Source organism: Allokutzneria albata (assembly GCF_900103775.1).
GTDB lineage: Bacteria > Actinomycetota > Actinomycetes > Mycobacteriales > Pseudonocardiaceae > Allokutzneria > Allokutzneria albata.
This window is the reverse complement of record NZ_LT629701.1, coordinates 1,860,465-1,878,219: the sequence shown is the minus strand read 5'-3', so window position 1 is coordinate 1,878,219 and position 17,755 is coordinate 1,860,465. Positions and strand designations below refer to the sequence as shown.

General features: G+C 69.8%; 21 protein-coding genes. 14 read left to right on the top strand and 7 right to left on the bottom strand.

Going from position 1 to position 17,755, the window contains the following annotated elements:
- The first annotated feature begins 14 nt into the window (after positions 1–14).
- Complete coding sequence (locus BLT28_RS08340) at positions 15–398, top strand: VOC family protein (protein ID WP_030433080.1); 384 nt, start codon at positions 15–17, stop codon at positions 396–398.
- A gap of 250 nt (positions 399–648) precedes the next feature.
- The gene (locus BLT28_RS08335) at positions 649–1,347 is read left to right on the top strand and encodes a DUF6193 family natural product biosynthesis protein (protein WP_052408091.1); all 699 of its coding nucleotides are present in this window, start codon (positions 649–651) and stop codon (positions 1,345–1,347) included.
- On the opposite strand, the gene BLT28_RS08330 is transcribed toward BLT28_RS08335, so the two are convergent.
- Entirely contained in the window at positions 1,344–1,769 is a 426-nt protein-coding gene (locus BLT28_RS08330; protein ID WP_030433078.1) for a YybH family protein, read from the bottom strand. The two genes, BLT28_RS08335 and BLT28_RS08330, sit on opposite strands and share 4 nt — an antisense overlap.
- Positions 1,770–1,868: 99 nt before the next feature.
- Here BLT28_RS08330 and BLT28_RS08325 point away from each other — a divergent pair, with 99 nt between their 5' ends.
- Positions 1,869–2,231: a YciI family protein gene (locus tag BLT28_RS08325; RefSeq protein ID WP_231950688.1), complete on the top strand. Its 363-nt coding sequence runs from the start codon at positions 1,869–1,871 to the stop codon at positions 2,229–2,231.
- On the opposite strand, the gene BLT28_RS08320 is transcribed toward BLT28_RS08325, so the two are convergent.
- Positions 2,232–2,735, bottom strand: coding sequence for a tetratricopeptide repeat protein (locus tag BLT28_RS08320; RefSeq protein ID WP_030433076.1), 504 nt, complete (start codon positions 2,733–2,735; stop codon positions 2,232–2,234).
- A 67-nt stretch (positions 2,736–2,802) separates the two neighbouring features.
- Here BLT28_RS08320 and BLT28_RS08315 point away from each other — a divergent pair, with 67 nt between their 5' ends.
- The 6 genes from BLT28_RS08315 to BLT28_RS08290 all read left to right on the top strand — a co-directional run bounded on the left by BLT28_RS08315 (position 2,803) and on the right by BLT28_RS08290 (position 7,983).
- On the top strand, positions 2,803–3,789 hold the full coding sequence (locus BLT28_RS08315) for an MDR family NADP-dependent oxidoreductase (RefSeq protein ID WP_030433075.1): 987 nt from the start codon (positions 2,803–2,805) through the stop codon (positions 3,787–3,789).
- A gap of 17 nt (positions 3,790–3,806) precedes the next feature.
- The gene (locus tag BLT28_RS08310) at positions 3,807–4,157 is read left to right on the top strand and encodes a MerR family transcriptional regulator (RefSeq protein ID WP_030433074.1); all 351 of its coding nucleotides are present in this window, start codon (positions 3,807–3,809) and stop codon (positions 4,155–4,157) included.
- Positions 4,154–4,840, top strand: coding sequence for a PP2C family protein-serine/threonine phosphatase (locus BLT28_RS08305; RefSeq protein WP_030433073.1), 687 nt, complete (start codon positions 4,154–4,156; stop codon positions 4,838–4,840). Before BLT28_RS08310 ends, BLT28_RS08305 begins: the two co-directional genes overlap by 4 nt.
- Before the next feature lie 103 nt (positions 4,841–4,943).
- Positions 4,944–6,209 (top strand): ABC transporter substrate-binding protein, encoded by a 1,266-nt coding sequence (locus BLT28_RS08300; protein ID WP_030433072.1) that lies wholly within the window; start codon positions 4,944–4,946, stop codon positions 6,207–6,209.
- The gene (locus tag BLT28_RS08295) at positions 6,206–7,126 is read left to right on the top strand and encodes a carbohydrate ABC transporter permease (protein WP_030433071.1); all 921 of its coding nucleotides are present in this window, start codon (positions 6,206–6,208) and stop codon (positions 7,124–7,126) included. The genes BLT28_RS08300 and BLT28_RS08295 overlap by 4 nt, the downstream gene beginning before the upstream one ends.
- 74 nt (positions 7,127–7,200) lie before the next feature.
- On the top strand, positions 7,201–7,983 hold the full coding sequence (locus tag BLT28_RS08290; protein ID WP_197684084.1) for a carbohydrate ABC transporter permease: 783 nt from the start codon (positions 7,201–7,203) through the stop codon (positions 7,981–7,983).
- Positions 7,984–8,003: 20 nt separating this feature from the next.
- Here BLT28_RS08290 and BLT28_RS08285 read toward each other — a convergent pair whose 3' ends face one another.
- From BLT28_RS08285 to BLT28_RS08265, 5 genes are all read right to left on the bottom strand, one after another.
- Positions 8,004–8,873, bottom strand: a complete 870-nt coding sequence (locus tag BLT28_RS08285; protein ID WP_030433069.1) for a hypothetical protein — start codon at positions 8,871–8,873, stop codon at positions 8,004–8,006.
- 64 nt (positions 8,874–8,937) lie between these two features.
- Positions 8,938–9,330, bottom strand: a complete 393-nt coding sequence (locus BLT28_RS08280; RefSeq protein ID WP_197683996.1) for a hypothetical protein — start codon at positions 9,328–9,330, stop codon at positions 8,938–8,940.
- Between the two features lie 106 nt (positions 9,331–9,436).
- On the bottom strand, positions 9,437–11,224 hold the full coding sequence (locus tag BLT28_RS08275; RefSeq protein WP_030433067.1) for a thiamine pyrophosphate-requiring protein: 1,788 nt from the start codon (positions 11,222–11,224) through the stop codon (positions 9,437–9,439).
- A gap of 28 nt (positions 11,225–11,252) precedes the next feature.
- On the bottom strand, positions 11,253–12,134 hold the full coding sequence (locus BLT28_RS08270) for a DMT family transporter (RefSeq protein ID WP_030433066.1): 882 nt from the start codon (positions 12,132–12,134) through the stop codon (positions 11,253–11,255).
- Between the two features lie 164 nt (positions 12,135–12,298).
- Entirely contained in the window at positions 12,299–13,372 is a 1,074-nt protein-coding gene (locus BLT28_RS08265) for a winged helix DNA-binding domain-containing protein (protein WP_043813830.1), read from the bottom strand.
- Positions 13,373–13,393: 21 nt separating this feature from the next.
- Here BLT28_RS08265 and BLT28_RS08260 point away from each other — a divergent pair, with 21 nt between their 5' ends.
- The 5 genes from BLT28_RS08260 to BLT28_RS08245 all read left to right on the top strand — a co-directional run bounded on the left by BLT28_RS08260 (position 13,394) and on the right by BLT28_RS08245 (position 17,705).
- Positions 13,394–13,972, top strand: coding sequence for a CGNR zinc finger domain-containing protein (locus BLT28_RS08260; RefSeq protein WP_030433064.1), 579 nt, complete (start codon positions 13,394–13,396; stop codon positions 13,970–13,972).
- A 117-nt stretch (positions 13,973–14,089) separates the two neighbouring features.
- Complete coding sequence (locus BLT28_RS08255; protein ID WP_030433063.1) at positions 14,090–15,202, top strand: S1 family peptidase; 1,113 nt, start codon at positions 14,090–14,092, stop codon at positions 15,200–15,202.
- Positions 15,203–15,224: 22 nt separating this feature from the next.
- Positions 15,225–15,632 carry an SDR family NAD(P)-dependent oxidoreductase gene (locus tag BLT28_RS42440; protein ID WP_063766695.1) on the top strand — a complete coding sequence of 136 codons (408 nt, stop codon included), beginning with the start codon at positions 15,225–15,227 and terminating at the stop codon, positions 15,630–15,632.
- Positions 15,617–16,429, top strand: coding sequence for an SDR family NAD(P)-dependent oxidoreductase (locus tag BLT28_RS42435; RefSeq protein ID WP_197683995.1), 813 nt, complete (start codon positions 15,617–15,619; stop codon positions 16,427–16,429). The genes BLT28_RS42440 and BLT28_RS42435 overlap by 16 nt, the downstream gene beginning before the upstream one ends.
- Positions 16,430–16,640: 211 nt before the next feature.
- Positions 16,641–17,705 (top strand): DUF3558 domain-containing protein, encoded by a 1,065-nt coding sequence (locus BLT28_RS08245; protein WP_162184936.1) that lies wholly within the window; start codon positions 16,641–16,643, stop codon positions 17,703–17,705.
- Positions 17,706–17,755: the final 50 nt, after the last annotated feature.

Sequence of the window (17,755 nt, the reverse complement as noted above, 5' to 3'; positions counted from 1 at the left end):
CCTACGGTTCGATCATGACCGTGCAGCTGAACCACACCATCGTCAACGCCACCGACCGGGCGGCCACCGCGCGCTTCCTCAGCGCCGTCCTCGGCCTGCCCGAGCCCGTGGAGTTCGGGCCGTTCCTGGTGGTCCAGACCGACAACGGGGTTTCGCTCGACGTCATGCACAACGCGGGCGAGTTCACCCGCCAGCACTACGCGTTCCTGGTCAGCGAGGAGGAGTTCGACGTGATCTTCGGGCGCGTCCGCGAGCGCGGCCTTCCGTACTGGGCCGATCCGGGCCACCGGAAGGCCGGGGAGATCAACACCAACGACGGCGGGCGGGGCGTGTACTTCGACGACCCGGACGGCCACGCGCTGGAGATCCTGACCCGCCCCTACGGCTCCGGCGCGTAAGTGACCCAGGTCACATCGAAAGTCGGGAACACGAGGGCGACGTCGTGAGTTGAGCAGCTGGGGCGGTGCGGAACGTGTCCCCCGGGCCTACCTCGGGCCGTCGCGGAATACCGTTCGGCTGGAGCCGCGTTCGTGCCATCCGCCGTGAGGCGACCGCCGCACCGTCCCCCTCCTTCGTGTCGCCCCCCGTGTGAGGAATGCTGTGCGGGTTCACCAGCGGCCCGCACACGACTAGGACCTCTCCCACCCCATGCGCGACGACATCCGTCCCCACTACCCCGAGCTCGTCGAAGCGGGCGATCTGAGCACCGCCCTGCTGCACCGGTCCGCCGAGGACGGCGACGCGCTCGAGTTCGAACCCGGCCAGCACCCGCACTCCGCCCGCGTGCTCAGCGCCCGCGGTGTCGTCGAGGTCGACCTCGCCTGCCGGGAACGGTCGTTCCAGCTCGGCCTGTGGAGCCGCGGCGTGAACCTCGCTCGGGGGGACACCGCCGACATCGCCGAGGTCGTGGGGATCTGCCGCGCCTGGGAAGCCGGGGCCTGCCTGGCCGATCTGCGCGCGGGATGGCCGCTGCTGTCCTACACCGAGCTGGCCGAGGCGCACGAGCGCGGCAACGCCGTCGAGGTGAAGTGGCGGATGCTGCTGGAGGACGGGGATCCGCACCTCCGCCCCCTGATCGAGGCCGCGCTCACCGAGCCGCGACTGCGCGAGCTGTTCCCCTTCACCAGCCGCCGCGCGCTGCTGTTCAGCCGCTGCACCGGCTACCCGTACCTGAGCGTGCCGCCCGTGGTGCTGCCGCTCGGCGCTGGCCGCTACCGGGTGGTCGGGCCCGATGACACGGTGCTCGGCGAGGACGACGCCGCGGGCGCGGTGGCGGTGACCGTCGCCGCCCTGCCCGCCGACTGCGGCCCCGCCGTGCCCGGCACCGCGGAGGACCTCAAGTCCTAGGGCCTGAGGTCCGTGGCCGCGCGGAACGAGCCGTCCATGTAGAACGGCGTCGACGTGTGCTCGTGAGTGATCTTCCACTCGCCGTCGACCACGCGCAGGCCGGTCGTGGCGCGGAACCACATCTCGAAGCCCTCGGGGAATCCGTGCGGCGTGGCGGCGAGGCGGTTCAGGCTGTGGCAGAACGCCACGTCGGCGCCCGCGGTCACCACGAGGTCGGTGACGTCGTAGCCGAGCGGGCCTGCGAAGCCGTCGAACCACGCTCGGATGCCGTCCGGGCTGGTCACCTCGGCCCCGGCCCGGCTCAGCGGCGGCGCGAGGTCGAAGATCACCACCTCGGGCGCGTACGTCGCCACGACGCGCTCCGCGTCCTTCAGCCGCATCGCCTCGGCGCGCTCGGCGATGATCTGCTCGATCGGGGTCATAGGGTCCTCCTGGGTTCGTCGTCGGTCCTCGCGACCGGGACGTCGAAGCCGGACCCGCCCGCTCGACATGCGCGACGAGAGAAGATTCCCGTGAAGTACATGATCTTGATCCAGAGCAACGCCGCGTCGCTGGCCCGCTGGGAGCTGCTGTCCGACCAGGAGCGCGCCGACTTCGGCAACGGCCACATGAAGCTGACCGAGGAGCTGGCCGCGTCCGGGCACCTCGTCTCCTCGGAGGGCCTCGGTGACCCGAAGCTCGGCAAGCACGTCTCGCTGCGCGACGGCAAGCCGATGGTCACCGACGGCCCCTACGCCGAGGCGAAGGAACACCTCGCGGGCTTCTACGTGGTCGAGTGCGCGGACTTCGACGAAGCCGTCAGCATCGCCGCGCGCGTGCCCGACGTGCTGATCGGTGGCTCCGTGGAGATCCGCCCGGTGTTCGACCCGAGCCGGCTGGACTGATCAGGAATCCCAGACCTGGTCCAAGTCCCGCGCGTACAACGCGATGGCCTCGGAGTACGACTTCACCTCGGCGTCGTCGGTGGTGTCCAGCACCAGGTTCAGCAAGGTCGACACGGCTTCCTTGTGCTCGCCGCAGTTGTACAGCGTCATCGCCAGGAACGCCTTCAGCGGCGCGAAGTCCGGGAACTCCGCGACACCCCGGCGCAGCGTCTCCAGCGACTCCTCGTACCGGCCGAGCGTCCGATAGGTGCTGCCCAGGCCGAGGAAGACCCCGTGCCGCTCGACCGGGCTCAGTCCGGGCAGGTTCAGCGCGCGCGAGTAGAACGGCACGGCGGCGGTCTCGTTGCCGAGCTTGTCGTGAGCCCATCCGGCTTGGTAGGCCACGCGCGCGTCGTCGGGGTACTGCTCGGCCAGCTCCAGGGCCAGTTTCAGCGCGTCCTCGTGGCGTCCGGCGGCGCGGGCTTCGACGATGCGCGCGATCCCGGCTTCGATCGTCTCCGACATGCCACGATCATGACATCAGCCGCGACCGATTTGCCCCTGACGCACGGGTGAGGATCTAGCGTCCGGCATGACCACCTCACGTGAAGTCCGCCTGGCCGCCGTGCCGGCGGGCCTGCCGGCACCCGAGCACTTCAGCGTCGACGAGGTCCCACTGCCCGTGCCCGGCCCCGGCGAAGTCCTTGTCCGCAACCGCTTCTTCCAAGTCTTCCCCGCGCTGCGCACGCTCTTCGGCGGTGGTGTCGAAGGCACGCCGTTCCCGCCTCTCAAGCCAGGAGACACCCTGATCGGGGCCGCAATCGGCGAGGTCGTCGAAGGCCCGCTGCCAGCCAAGACCTTGGTCTCGCACTGGCTCGGCTGGCGCGAGTACGCCGCCGTGCCCGTCGAGCAGTGCGTGGTGCTGGACGACACGCTCCCTCACCCGGTCGCGCACCTGTCCCAGGGGCTGACCGCCTACGCCGCGTTGACCAGAGGTGCTGGGATCAGGCCCGGCGACACGGTGTTCGTCTCGGGCGGCGCGGGTGGAGTCGGCTCGCTCGCCGCGCAGTACGCCAAGCGCCTCGGGGCGGGACGCGTCATCGGCAGCACGGGCTCCGCGTGGAAGGCCGACCGCATGCGAAGCGAACTCGGATACGACGCGGTCGTGGTGCGCGATGGCGGGCAGCTCGCCGAGGCGGCGCCAGACGGCATCGACCTGGTTCTGGACAACGTCGGTGGCGACCAGCTCAGCGCGGCGATCGCCGAAGCCAACGACGGCGCGCGGTTCGCGCTCGTCGGCGCCCTGTCGAGCCAGCTGTCGCCCGATCACCCGGGCACCACGGCGTTCACCGAGGTCGACCTGTTGCAGCTGATCGCGAAGCGGATCACGCTGCGCGGCGTGAGCCCGAGCGACTCCCAGGACGTGCAGGCCGAATGGGAGGAGCGCTTCGGCGCGTGGCTGCGCTCGGGTGAGGTGACGTTCCCGCACACGAGGATCGAGGGCATGGAAAATGCCCCTCGTGCGCTTCACCAACTGCTGAACGGACAGCACGTCGGTGCGGTGATCGTGGAGCTCTAGACCTACAAGGAGTGCTAATGCGGATCGGTGACGCGGCGGCAGCAGCGGGCACCACGCCCAGGGCCCTGCGCTTCTACGAGGAGCGGGGCCTCCTGCCGCCGCCGACCCGGACCAGCACCGGTCAGCGCGTCTACAGCGCTCGCGACGTGGCCCGCGTGCGGGTGATCCGCGACCTGCTCGCGCTCGGCCTCACCGTCGAAGACCTGCGCGGATGCGCGGACCGCCTGGACGACATCGGTTCGACGCCGTGCCCGAGGAACCCCGAGGACGGAGTGGCGGCACGGCGGTTGGAGACGCTGAACGCCGAGATCGACCGGCTCACCTCGGTGCGCGACCGGCTCGCCGAGCGGATGGAGCTGACCCGGTGATCACCGCAGCGGCCGGGAGCGAGACGGGCAAGCGGTACCGGGCGAACTTCGACGTCGTGCACCTGACCGAGTCACCGTTGCGGGCCGTGGTCGCGGACGGCATGGGCGACGGTGAGGGCAGTGGACGGGCCGGACGCACCGCTGTGGACACCTTCGTGGCGGGCGTGACCGGGGACGCCACGGCGGACTCGCTGCGCGCGGCGGTGTCCACCGCTCAGCACGCAGTCGCGAAGATCCCGGGCTTCGCCGGGTGCACGCTCACCGCGATGGTCGAGTCATCCACCGGGTTCTGGATCACACAAATCGGGGACTCGCGCGCGTACCGGCTCCGCCGAGGACTGCTGGAGCTGCTGACCGTGGACCACACCATGGCGTGGCTCGGCGCCGTCAACGGCTGGTACCCGTTCGACTCGCGGGAGGCCGCCGCCGCGCGCTACCACCTCACCCGCTACATCGGGCATCCCGAGCTGCCGGAGCCGGACGTGCTCAGCGTGACCGTGCGGCCCGGTGACATCTACCTGCTGTGCAGCGACGGGATCGCCGAGCAGGTCCCATTCCAGCGCATTCGCGACGTCCTCGGTCAGCCTCTGTCCCCGCAGGCCAAGGTCGGTCGCCTGCTGGCCGACGCCGAGGCCGCGGGCGGCAACGACAACGCCACGGCGGTGGTGGTCGCGACACCCTGATCCCAGCTCGCGGGAGTGATCGACGCGGGCCGTCTCCGCGTGATGGGGTGCGGTGTGGGAAAGTTCCCGGCCAAGCCGAGTTGATGTTCAGATGGAGGTTCCGATGTCCTCAACACCGCTGTCCAGACGCGGTTTCCTGAACGCGGCGGGTGCGGTCGCGCTCGCGGGTGCCTTCGGCGGGCTCAGCGCGTGCGGGTCGAACACCGGCCGCGGCGGCAACGGTGGCCAGGGCCTCCAGCAGTGGTACCACGCGTACGGGGAGAACGGCGTCCAGCAGGCCGTCGAGCGCTACGCCAAGGCCTACACCGCCACCCCGGTCTCCGTGCAGTGGAACCCCGGCGACTACTCCTCGAAGCTGTCCACGGCGCTGCTCTCCGGCGGCGGCCCGGACGTCTTCGAGTCGACGTTGCAGATCAGCATGGTGCGCGCGAACCAGATCGTCCCGCTCGACGACGTGATCGCCTCCGCGAAGGACGACTTCGCCGCGACCGTGCTGGCCGGGCACACCGTGGACGGCAAGGTCTACGGCATCCCGCAGGCCATCGACATGCAGATGCTGTTCTACCGCAAGAGCATGCTCGACAAGGCCGGGGTCAAGCCCCCGACCACTGTGGACGAACTCATCGACGCCTCGCGCAGGCTCAGCACCGGTGGTGTGAAGGGGCTGTTCGTCGGCAACGACGGCGGTGTGTCCACGCTCGGCGGGCCCGCGCTGTGGTCGGTCGGCCTCGACTACGTCACCCCGGAGCACAAGGTCGGCTTCGACGACCCGGCCGCCGCGACCGCCGTCGCCAAGCTCCGCGAGCTCAACACCAGCAACAGCCTCCTGCTCGGCGCGGTGAAGGACTGGTCGGAGCCGGACGCGTTCATCCAGGGCCAGGTCGCCATGCAGTGGTGCGGCCTGTGGGCGGTGCCCGCCGTTCAGAAAGCGCTCGGCGACGACTTCGGCGTGCTGCCGTGGCCGAAGCTCTCCGGCTCGGGGGCCCCGTCCGTCCCGGTCGGCGCGTTCGGCGCGATGGTCAACGCGAAGAGCAAGAAGATCGACGAGGCCAAGGCGTTCGTGAAGTGGTTGTGGGTCGACCGCACCGAGCACCAGGAGGACTTCAACCTCTCCTACGGCTTCCACATCCCGCCGCGCAACTCCCTGTCCGCCAGGGCCGACAAGCTCAAGTCCGGCCAGGCCGCCGACGCGGTGCGCTTCGTCAAGGAGCACGCCCGCTCGTCCAACCCGCCGGACTGGACCCAGGCCATGCGCACAGCGTTCCAGGACGCGCTGTCCAGGGTGGTGCGCGAGGGCGCCGACGCGGCGACCGAGCTGCGTGGCGCGGTGACCAAGGCACAGGACGAGCTGAAGCGCCTCTACGGATGAGCACGGCCGTCTCCACCAGGAAGAAACCCGGCAACGCCAAGGCTTTCTGGCTCTTCGTCGGCCCGTTCGCGGCCGGGTTGGTGATCTTCGCCTACCTGCCGATCGGCTGGAGCCTGCTGCTCAGCTTCTTCAACGCGCACAACACGGTCACCCCGACCGAGTTCGTCGGCATCGACAACTACCTGGACATGCTCAGCGACGGCGCGTTCCTGCAGAGCATGGGTACGTTCACCCTGTTCGCGCTGTTCATCGTGCCGCTGACGTTCGTGCTGTCGCTGGCGCTGGCCCTGCTGGTGAACCAGATCGGCTTCGCGCGGACGTTCTTCCGGTCGGTGTTCTTCCTGCCGACCGCGTGCTCCTACGTGGTCGCCTCGCTGATCTGGAAGCTGTCGATCTTCAACGGCCTGCGGTACGGGCTGGCCAACACCTTCCTGTCCTGGTTCGGGATCGAGCCGATCGCGTGGACGGTCTCCACCGATCCGCCGTGGTACTGGCTGGTGCTGGTGACGCTGCGGCTGTGGTTGCAGCTGGGCTTCTACATGATCCTGTTCATCGCCGGGCTGCAACGCATCCCGCAGCACCTCTACGAGGCGGCGTGGATCGACGGCGCGAAGCCCGGCTGGCAGACACTGCGGTACGTCACGCTGCCGCAGCTGCGGGCGACATCGGTCTCGGTCGTCCTGCTCACCCTCATCGCCGCCTACCAGGCGTTCGACGAGTTCTACAACGTGCTGGGCTCGGCGGACGGCTACCCGCCCTTCGCCAGGCCACCGCTGGTCTACCTCTACTACACGGCACTGGGCAGCGGCGGCCAGGACTTCGGCCACGGCAGCGCGGGCGCGGTGATCCTCGCGTTGCTCATCGCGCTGGTGACGTTGTTGCAGGGCAGGCTGTTCGGCTTCAGGAGGGGTGAGTGAGCCAGCACGTGCACCGCCCGGCCGGGTACCGCCGGGCACCGTTGATCTCCGCGCTGCGCTACCTCGCGCTCGTGGTGGCGGCGGCGCTGTTCCTGGTGCCGTTCTACCTGTTGCTGCGCAACGGGCTGGCCACCGAGGCCGAGATCGCGGCGCCGGACTGGAAGTTCTTCCCGGACACCGTCCACTGGGAGAACTTCGCCGAGCTGTTCTCCGATCCGTCGGTGCCGCTGCTGGCCAGCATGGGCAACTCGGTGCTGGTCTCGGTGCTGCAGACGATCGGTCAGCTGCTGCTGTGCGGGCTGGCGGGCTACGGCCTGGCGCGGATCCCGTACCGGCACGCGGGCAAGGTCTTCTACGCCATCGTGGCCACGCTGATGATCCCGGCGGCGGTCACGTTCGTGCCGAGCTTCGTCGTGGTCTCCAGCCTCGGCTGGCTCAGCGACCTGCGCGGCCTGGTGATCCCCGGGTTGTTCAGCGGGTTCACCGCGTTCCTGTTCCGCCAGTACTTCCTCGCGTTCCCGAAGGAGCTGGAGGAGGCGGCGCGGATCGACGGCCTCGGGCACTGGGGCACGTTCTGGCGGATCGTGGTGCCGAACTCGGGGAACTTCATCGCCGCCCTCGCGGTCATCTCGTTCATCGGCAGCTGGAACGCGTTCCTGTGGCCGCTGGTGATCGCCCAGGACCAGTCCTCGTGGACCGTGCAGGTCGCGCTGTCGAGCTTCCTCACCGCGCAGAACCTGAACGTGCACCAGCTGTTCCTGGCCGCCGCGGTGTCGATCCTGCCGCTGGTCATCGTCTTCGTGACGCTGCAACGCTTCCTGGTCCGGGGCGTTGCGGAGACCGGCATCAAGGGCTGAGGCGGCTTCGCCGGGGTGGGTCAGAAACCGCCCCCGGCGAAGCCGCCCGCGCCGCCGTCGCTGCCGTAGTTGCTGGACGGGCCGTAGTGGTGCTTGGAGTGCCACCGCCCGGACCTGTCGTTCGGGTCGATCGGGTGCGCGATGATCGTCTCGCCGGTGAGCCGGGCCCAGCCGGACACCTCGGTCCCGTACTTCTCCTTGAGGGCCAGGCTCGTCTGCGGGCCCCAGTTCACCTTGGTGTAGGGGTGTTCGGCCCGCTCCGCCGTCAGCGCGGCCTGCACCTCGGCCGGAGTGTGCCGCGCCTCGACCCCGGACTCCACGCTCGCCAGGTGGATCGCGAAGCTCCGCATCCCGCTGCCCTTGTGGAGCTGGTAGGACCACACCGGACCCGACGCGTCCTCGATGGCCTCCGCACGCCGCAGTCGTGCCTGCTCCTCTTCACGCCGCCGGCGCTTCTGCTCGCGCGCGGTGTACTTCTTCACGTATTCCGGGAGGTCTCCGGCGTCCTTGAGGTACACGGCGAGCGCGGCGTTGAAGTCCGACCGCAGCCGCTCGGCCGCTTCGTCGTACCCCTTGCGCAGCACCAAGTTCCGCCACGCGTACCGAATGCTCCACACCAGCCGCCCGCGGAACGGAGGGCGCAGGTGCAGGCTGATCGCCTTCTCGCGCTCCTGCAGGGCACTGATGGTCTGCAGGAACCGGTCGGTCGCCGCGTGCCAGCGATCGTGGTCCGCGTCACTCGCCTTGACGACCTTTTCCGGGTAGACGGCGAAGACGCTGGGCCGCACGCACGTCAGCTGGTTGTGCTCGCTGAGCAGGCTGCCGACCACGTTGACCTCCCAACCGCCGAGCAGGCTGCCGAGGTTCGTGACGTGAACGTCGAGGTCCATCGCCCCATCCTGACAGCACGAGAGGCTCCCGGCCATCGACCAGGAGCCCTCTCGCGTCACGACCTCAGCCCACGAGGGTCACGCACGGCAGGCCGTACTTGCCGCCGCTCTTGTATCCCTCGGCGCACAGGCGCGTCTGGTTCGGGAAGTGCCGCTGCGGGTAGACCCAGCCGCGGTAGGTCCGGAACGCGCCGACGTACTCGCTGTGCGTCCACGCGCTCCAGCCGTTGGTGGTCCACACCTTCGCGTTGACCGTCCCCGCCTGGTTCTGGGTCCACACGGACACCTCGACCCTGCCGAGGTAGGTCCCCGAGTCGAAGGTCTTGATGCAGGTCTGGTTGTTGCACCACTCGCCGTCGGCCTGCGCCGACGGCGTGAGAACCAGGACCATTCCCAGTGCCGCCACGGTCGCGGACGCCGCCGCCCCGAGCCGCTTCAAGACCGTCTTCTTCGCCATGCCCAACATCCCCCCAGCTGTGTTGTTGTCTCCAGCGAGCCAGAAACTAGCAACGTTCAGGCTGAAGGACGTTGCGAATCGCCAAACGACCCACTAACGCGGGACATCACCGGCCGGGGAACAGCTCCTTGAGCTTGGTCCGCACCCCCTGGCCGATCATGTGCCAGGCATTCGGCTCACCGCGCAGCACCGCCTCGGTCATGGCCGTGATCTGCTCGAACGTCGCGTGCGGCGGGATCGGCGGCACCTCGGGGTCGCAGCGCACGTCGAGCACGACCGGCCGGTCCGCCGCCAGCGCCCGGTCCCAGGCCGGGCCGACGTCCTCGGCCTTGTCCACCGAGATCCCGTCCAGTCCGAGCGAGCGCGCCAGCCCCGCGTAGTCGATGTCGGGCAGCACCTGCGACTCCTCGAACTTCGGCGCACCGCCCATCGCGCGCAGCTCCCACGTGACCTGGTTGAGGTCGTTGTTGTGGAAGACGCAGACCACGCAGCGCCGGTCGGTCCACAGCTCGTTGTAGCGGGCCAGCGTGATCAGCTCGGCCAGGCCGTTCATCTGCATCGCGCCGTCGCCGACGAGGGCGATCACCGGGCGGTCCGGGCAGGCGAACTTCGCGCCGATCGCGTACGGCACCCCGCAGCCCATGGTCGCGAGCGTGCCGGACAGCGTGCCGCGGACGTCTCCGCGCATCCGCAGGTTCTTGGCGTACCAGTTGGTGGACGAGCCGGAGTCGGCGGTGATGAGCGCGTTGTCCGGCACCCGCGCGGACAGCTCGTGCACGATCCGCATCGGGTTGACCGGGTCGGCGTCGAGCATCGCCTGCGCCTCGACACTGCTCCACCAACGGTCCACATTGGACTCGATGGTCTCGCGCCAGCTCCTGTCCTCCTTGTACCGCAGCAGGGGCAGGATCGCGGTCAGGGTGGCCCTCGCGTCACCGACGAGGTTCACCTCGGTGGGGTAGCGCATCCCGATCATGCGCCCGTCGATGTCGATCTGCACCCCGCGGGCCTTGCCGTACTCCGGCAGGAACTGGCTGTAGGGGAAGTTCGAGCCGACGATCAGCAGGGTGTCGCAGTCGCGCATCATCTCGTAGCTCGGCCGCGTGCCCAGCAACCCGATCGAACCGGTGACGAACGGCAGCTCGTCGGAGAGGACGTCCTTGCCCAGCAGGGCTTTCGCGATGCCCGCACCGGTGGCCTTGGCGACCTCCAGCACCTCCTGCCGGGCGCCGCTCGCGCCCTGGCCGACCAGGATCGCGACCCGCTCCCCCGCGTTGAGCACCTCCGCGGCCCGCACGATCTCCTCCGCGGCTGGGACCGCCGCGCCGAGCGCCAGGTTCGGCCTGCTCGACGGGACGTGCTTGAACTCGTGCTTCGGCGGCGCGTACGGCTGTTCCTGGACGTCGTTGGGGATGATCAGCGCGGTGGGCGCGCGCTGCGAGAGCGCCACCCGCATCGCCCGGTCGAGCGCGTTGGGCAGCTGCTCCGGCACGGTGACCTCGACCAGGTACTCACTGGACACGTCCTTGAGCAGGGCCTGGAGGTCGACCTCCTGCAGGTAGCTGCCGCCGCGGGCGGTCTGCGCGGTCTGCCCGACGATCGCCACCACCGGCGCGTGGTCGAGCTTCGCGTCGTAGAGGCCGTTGAGCAGGTGGATCGCGCCGGGGCCCGAAGTCGCCAGGCAGACCCCGGCGCGTCCACTGAACTTCGCGTAGCCGACCGCCTGGAACGCGGCCATCTCCTCGTGCCGCGCCTGCACGAAACGCGGCTCGTTGCCGGCTTCGCCGAAGGCGGCGACGATGCCGTTGATGCCATCGCCCGGATAGCCGAAGACGTGTTCAACACCCCAGTCGCGCAGGCGTTGGAGCAGGAAGTCGGCGACAGTCTCAGCCATGCATCCCGGCTACCCGGATGTCAGCGGATCATCCCCGCCGGGCGGAGACGATCACCGCGGCGGACAGCAACGCGGCACCGACGAGGCCGACCACCCCCAGCCGCTCACCGAGGACGACGGCGGCGAGAACCGCACCGGTCAGCGGCTCCAGCAGGGCCATCACCGCCGCGGTGCTCGCGCCGATCCCCCGCAGCCCGCGGAAGTACAGCGTGTACGCCGCGGCGGTGGGCAGCAGCGCGAGCGCGGCCAGCAGGCCGGCCCCGCTCAGCGAGGCGGTGAACCCGAGGTCGGCGAAGGGGACCATGACGAGGCCGCCGAGGGTGAACGCGAAGCCGGTGCTGGTCAGGTCGTCCAGTCCGGCCACCGGTCGCGCTCCGAGCAGCGTCATCGTGGCGAAACCCGCGGCGGCGAGCACGGCGAACCCGGCACCGGCGAGCAGCGCGCCACCGGAGACCTCACCACTCGGGATGCCGACGAGCAGGGCAAGCCCGGTCAGCGCGAGCCCGAGCGTCAGCACCGCGGTGCGGTCGATCCGCCGCCGGCCCAGTGCACGCTCGGCGAGCAGCACCAGCACCGGCGAGGACCCGATGGTGATCAAGGTGGCGGTGCTCACCGAGGTCAGCGACACGGAGGCGAAGTAGCTGCTCTGGAAGACCGCCGCCAGCCCGCCGACACAGGCGATGCGGGTCCAGACCGCTCGCCCGCGCGGCAGCGGGCGGCGGGTGACGAGGAGGAAGGCGACGATCAGCAGCCCGCCGACACCGAGCCGGTAGGTGGCCACAGCCAGCGGGGACAGCTCGGCGACGCGGCCGAGGAGGGTGCCGAGCAGGCCACCTGTCCCCCACAGGACCCCGGCCGCGGCCAGGGTGGACAGCCCGCGGGCGCGGGAGGACGGCGTGCTCGTGGACATGGTGGAAACGTGCATGTGTTGGGCGCTCCTGCGACAGCAGTGACGGGGGTCGCTGAAGCGGGGCACACCGAAGAGGCGCACGGCCGGATCGGCACGGTGCGCCGGCAGCCGGCCCCGCTAGGAGGCCGGCGGCGGGGTGACGATGAAGACTCGGTGCACGGCAATCACCCTAGAGAGGTTCCGGGCAGAACGCGAGCGACTTCCTCGGCGAGGGCCTTCTCCGGGATGCGTTCGAACTGCTCGGCGCGCACCACACCGCCCTCTTCCTTCCACACGCCCGCGACCCGTCCGCCGTGGAGGACCACCGGGGAGATCCACCCGGCGGCCCGGCTGACCTTCGCCAGGTGCTCGGCCGGGATCAGGTCGCGGTTCACCGCGATCACGTACTGGTCGAAGGCGGGCAGCAGCCGCACGAGCTTGTTCGGCGCGGTGCTCTCCAGCTCGTCGATGTCCTCGGCGCGCGCGAGCATCGGGGTGCCGTCGACGCTGACCTCCTCCAGCTCGTCGCGTGCCCCGGCGAACCACGCCTTGAGCAGTGACGCCTTGGTGCTGCGGGCGAACCACTTGTCGAAATCGGCCACAGTGGACGGTCCGTGGGCGCCGAGGTAGCGCTTCACCAGCTCGGGACCGGCGACATCGGCGGAGACCGGGCGCCATCCCGGCAGCCAGGTCGACGGGCTGGTGAACGTGACCCGATTGCCGTCGGAGGGTCCCTGGCAGAGCAGCCCCAGCCAGCTGGCGGGCTTGAGCGCGAAGCCCCATCCGGAGCGCAGGACCTCCGCCAGGTGCGGCGACCCGGTGTGCTCCAGTACGGCCTCGGTCAGCTCCTCGCGGGTCAGCACGCGACCCGGCAGCACCTCCGCGATCGCGTCGATGATCGCGGTGATCTCGGCGAGGGTGACCCCGTGCCCGCGCAGCACGCTGGGCCTCTCCCACGTGCGCACCGCCGCCATCGCGGCCCCGTAGAACGCGAGGTCGTCGGCGGCGTGCAGGTGCAGGGTGCCGCGCACCGACCACGTGCGGACCAGCGTCCTGTCGTCCCGCAGCGCGCGGTCGATCTCGTCCGCGTCCGGCTTGAGCTGGCGGAACGCGACGGCCTGCGCGGCGGAGGACGGCACCTGCGCCTGCACCCCGGCGAGCCGCCGCGCGAGGTCCACCGCGCTGACGTCACCGGGTTCGGTCAGGTGGTGCCGCCGCATCCGCCAAGCGAGCACCTGGGCTCGCGTCACCTTGCGCATGACACCGGTTATAGTGGTGTCATGCCGACCGGGTCAACCCTGCACGAACTGCGCCTGCGCTGGCCTAACGACGTGGAGTTCGGCTTCGACGCGGGCGCGGTGTGCCTCGAACTGCTCACCACCGGCGGCGTCGGCCGGTACGCCGCGTACGACTCCGTGCCCACCCCGGCGGACTTCACGGCCTGGTTGGCGCGGTCCCGCCTCGGCGTGGCCGCCGCGAAGTCCACTGTGGACGACATGCCGGTCCTGTCCCGCCTGCGCACCGCGATGTGGGACATCGCACAAGCCCAGCTCGCGGGCCGTCCGCACCCACACGCCGCGGTCGCCGAGCTCAACTCCGTCGCGGCCGCGCCGAGCTTGGTCCCCGCACTCTCCGGCAATGCCCGCGCGTGGGCGAAACCGACTGCGGCACAAGCACTTTCCACGATCGCGAGGGATGCGGTGGAGTTGTTCGGCAGCCCCGCCGTGTCGCGGCTCCGGGAGTGCTCGGCCGACAACTGCCAGTTGGTGTTCGTGGACCTGTCCCGTCCGGGGCAACGCCGCTGGTGCTCGATGGACCGCTGCGGCAACCGCGCGAAACAACGCGCCCGCCGCCGGTGACATGAAAGAGCTTCCGTGTATTCAACAAGCTGCTCGGACGAGGTTTTCTGAGCGTCTCCGTCGTTAGGTTCGCCAGGGTGGCGCCCTGCACCGCCACGCTGAAGACGAGGGAGACCCATGTACCGCACCGTGACCGGAGTCGTGCTGCTGGCCGCCGGTGTGCTGACCGCCCCGGTCGCCGCCGCGCAGGAGAACTACTCGCCGGAGCTGCTGCACGCCGTTCAGCGAGACCTCGGGCTCGATGCCCAGCAAGCCCGCGCGCGGCTCCAGAACGACGCCAGGGCCGCCGACGTCGAACATCGTGCGAGGACCGCAGCCGCAGACTCCTTTGGTGGTGCTTGGATCCAGAACGGCAAGCTCGTCGTCGGGATCACCGACGCGGCCAGGGCGGAAACCGTGCGCTCCCAGGGCGCCGAAGTCGCAGTCGTCCGGCACGCCCACAGCCGCCTCAAGGCCGCGAAGCAGCAGCTCGACAGCGTCAAGGCGCCCGCGTCGGTTGCCGGGTGGCGCGTGGACGAGCGCCGCAACTCCGTGGTCGTGGAGGTCGCCCGCGGAGCACGGGACGCCGCGGACTTCCTCGCGGCCGCACGGCGTTTCTCCCCCTCGGTCACGGTCGAAGAGGTCGGCGAAGCGCCGCGGTTGCTGCACGACGTGCGTGGCGGTGACGCGATCTACAACGGCGGAAGCCCGTGCTCGGTCGGCTTCACCGTCGAGGGCGGCGGCTTCGTCACCGCGGGCCACTGCGGCGACAAGGGGGACAATGTCAAGGGCTTCAACCAGGTGCCGATGGGCTCCTACGCGGGTTCTTCCTTCCCCGCCAACGACTACGCGTGGGTGAAGACGAACGCCGACTGGACCGCGAAGCCGTGGGTCAACCGGCAGAACGGCACGAACGTCGTCGTCAAGGGCTCTGCCGAAGCGGCGGTCGGCGCCGCGGTGTGCCGCTCCGGGCGCACCACCGGCTGGCACTGCGGGACCGTGCTCGCCAAGGACCAGACCGTCAACTACGGCGGCGGCGAGGGCCAGGTGTCCGGGCTGACCAAGAGCGACGCGTGCGCCGAGTCCGGCGACTCGGGCGGCTCGTGGGTCGGCGGCGAGGGTTTCACCCAGGCGCAGGGCGTGCTCTCCGGCGGCTCCGGCACCTGCCGCGGCGGCACCGCGACCAGCTTCTACCAGCCGGTCCAGGAGATCCTGACGGCATACGGGCTCACCCTGCTTGTTAGTAAATGAGGGTTCATTTACTAACTTCGGCATGACGACTCCTCTGGCCGGACGCGTCGCCGTGGTCGCAGGTGGCACCCGTGGCGGTGGCCGCGGCATCGCCGTGCAACTCGGCGCCGCCGGGGCCACCGTCTACGTCACCGGGCGCAGCACCGACCGCGGTCGCTCGGAGATGGACCGTCCGGAGACCATCGAGCAGACCGCGCGGATGGTCACCGAGGCCGGTGGCACCGGCATCCCGGTCCGCGTCGACCACGGCGACCCCGCCCAGGTCCGCGCGCTCGCCGAGCGGGTCTCCGCAGAACAGGACGGCGTGCTGGACATCCTGGTCAACTCGGTTTGGGGCGGCGACCCGATCACCGACTGGGAGAACCCGCTGTGGCGGCAGGACCTCGACCAGGGCTTCAGGTGCTGCGCCAGGCCGTGGACACGCACGTGATCACCAGCCGCCACCTGCTCCCGCTGCTCATCGCGCGCGGCAGCGGCCTCGTCGTGGAGGTCACCGACGGCAACACCGCGCGCTACTGCGGCTTCTTCTACGACGTGGCCAAGTCGTCGTTGATCCGGCTCGCGTTCGCGATGGCCGCCGAGCTCCACCCGCACAACGTCGCCGCCGTCGCGATCACACCGGGGTTCCTGCGCCCCGAGGCGGTGCTCGACTTCCTCGGCTTCACCGACGTCGACGGGACCCAGCCCGACTTCGAGGCGCACTGGGCGAAGGCCCTCGTAACCGAGCACGGTGCCCTGTTCGACGTTGTGGTCCGGGAAGCGGTGCGGGAGTGCGTCGAGAGCAACCTGGACGTCACCTTGGTCCGCGCACTGCTGGCCCTGCGGCATCTGCCGGATGAGATCGCATGTGGACTTCTGCGCACCCGGCTGCGCGATGAGAATTGGCACGTCCGGGACCAGGCACTGCACGCGGTACTCGTTGCCGACGAGGACGAACCGGCTAATGCCGCGCTGGAGGTGTTACCACCGGCGCTAGCTGGTCAGCGGCACCAGCGCCGTACAGCCGAGCGCACAGCGATTTTCGCTGCTACACAACGCGACTGGTCAAGCTCAGGCCGCTCGGCGAGCCCATCGTGGGCTCTTCGGGCTGCTGCGAGAAACTCGAACGGGGCGGAGGCAACTTCCGGCTCCCGTGCGGGAGGCGCTGTTGCGCAGGGGCGCGAGGAACGAGTCCTGGTTGGTGCGGCCGCGAAGCGGAGGCACTCGCAGCACCGGTGGATGAGATGAGCATGCGAGAGACGCGGTCCAACCGGGCACTTCAAGCAACGTTCAGGTTGCGCTGACGCCGGGAACCGTGGCGGCTGTTGCTTCGTCTGTACTCCACGGCGAGCTTGGTCGGGCGATCACCGTCCGGTACATTTCGCCTGGATATCGACCTCTCTGGGGGCCTGGAATGCGTACGTCTTCTCCTCGAGCGGCGGTCGCTGCTGCTGTCCTTGTGACGGCGTTGCTCACCGGGTGCACGTCCACTGTGGTCGGTAGCGCCCAGCCGGGGGCCGTGCCGCCGCCGAGCACGAAGGCCAGCGTTGCACGCGAGGTCTCCGCGAAAGCTGCCCTCGAGGAGTCGGAGCGGGTGGCTTCGTTGCCGGAGAGCGCCGCGCTGATGGCCAAGCTCCGCGCCGCCGACCTGTGCTTGGCGCTGGACCCGGAGCCGATGAAGAAGTACGGCTCCAAGCAGACCACCGTTCAAGGACCCGGTCTGGTCGGCTGCAAGATCCTCTCCGGTGACGTCGGCCCGACCGGGCCGATCCACCGCTTCGAGATCTCGACCAGGATCTACACCGAGATCGACAGGTTGAGTAACAGGGATGTCGAGGAGCAGGCGGGCGGGTACAAGGTCTTCCGTTCCGAGAGGCAGCTGACGGACTCCGGTTGCACCTACCGCCTTCCGATCGCCGAGAGCGGGTACGCCTTCGTCATCGAGGGCTACAAGTCCTCCGGGCAGCAGGGGCAAAAGAACACCTGGCCCGAAGCGTGCGCGGACGCCAAGGCCTACACGGGGGCGATCGCGGCGAAGCTGCTCGCGTTCCCGGCCCGCACTACCCCGCCCACGGGGACGTCGTTGCTGGGCAAGGACCCTTGCGCGGCCCAGCAGCAGGTCGTCGCGGAGTTTCCGGGTTGGACGGTGGACAGGGTCGAGCGCGCCACGCCCTACGCGTGCCACGTCGTCCTGACCAAGGCCGGTGACCCCTATAGCTACGACCTGGGCCTGGACTTCCACCTCAACGTCGAACAGGAGGTCACCGCGGACAACCCGGCAGTGACGATCGCGGGCCTGAGAGGCATCCGGCTCAACAAGAGCTTCATGCCGGGCCTGCCGGAGTACTGCACGCTCTCCCTCACCTACAAGCCGTCTGAGCCCAAGGGCACCAAGACCGGCCACCTCATCGGCGTTGACCTTCGACCCAAGCAGGTGAAGCAGGGCGGGACGCCACCGCAGTCGCTGTCCCCGTGCACCGCCGTCGACAAGATAGCCGCGACGGTCGTGCAAAGCGCCGGTTAGAGCTCGCTCAACAAGGCGTCGAAACAGAGCTGCCGCCGGTGCGGTAGTTC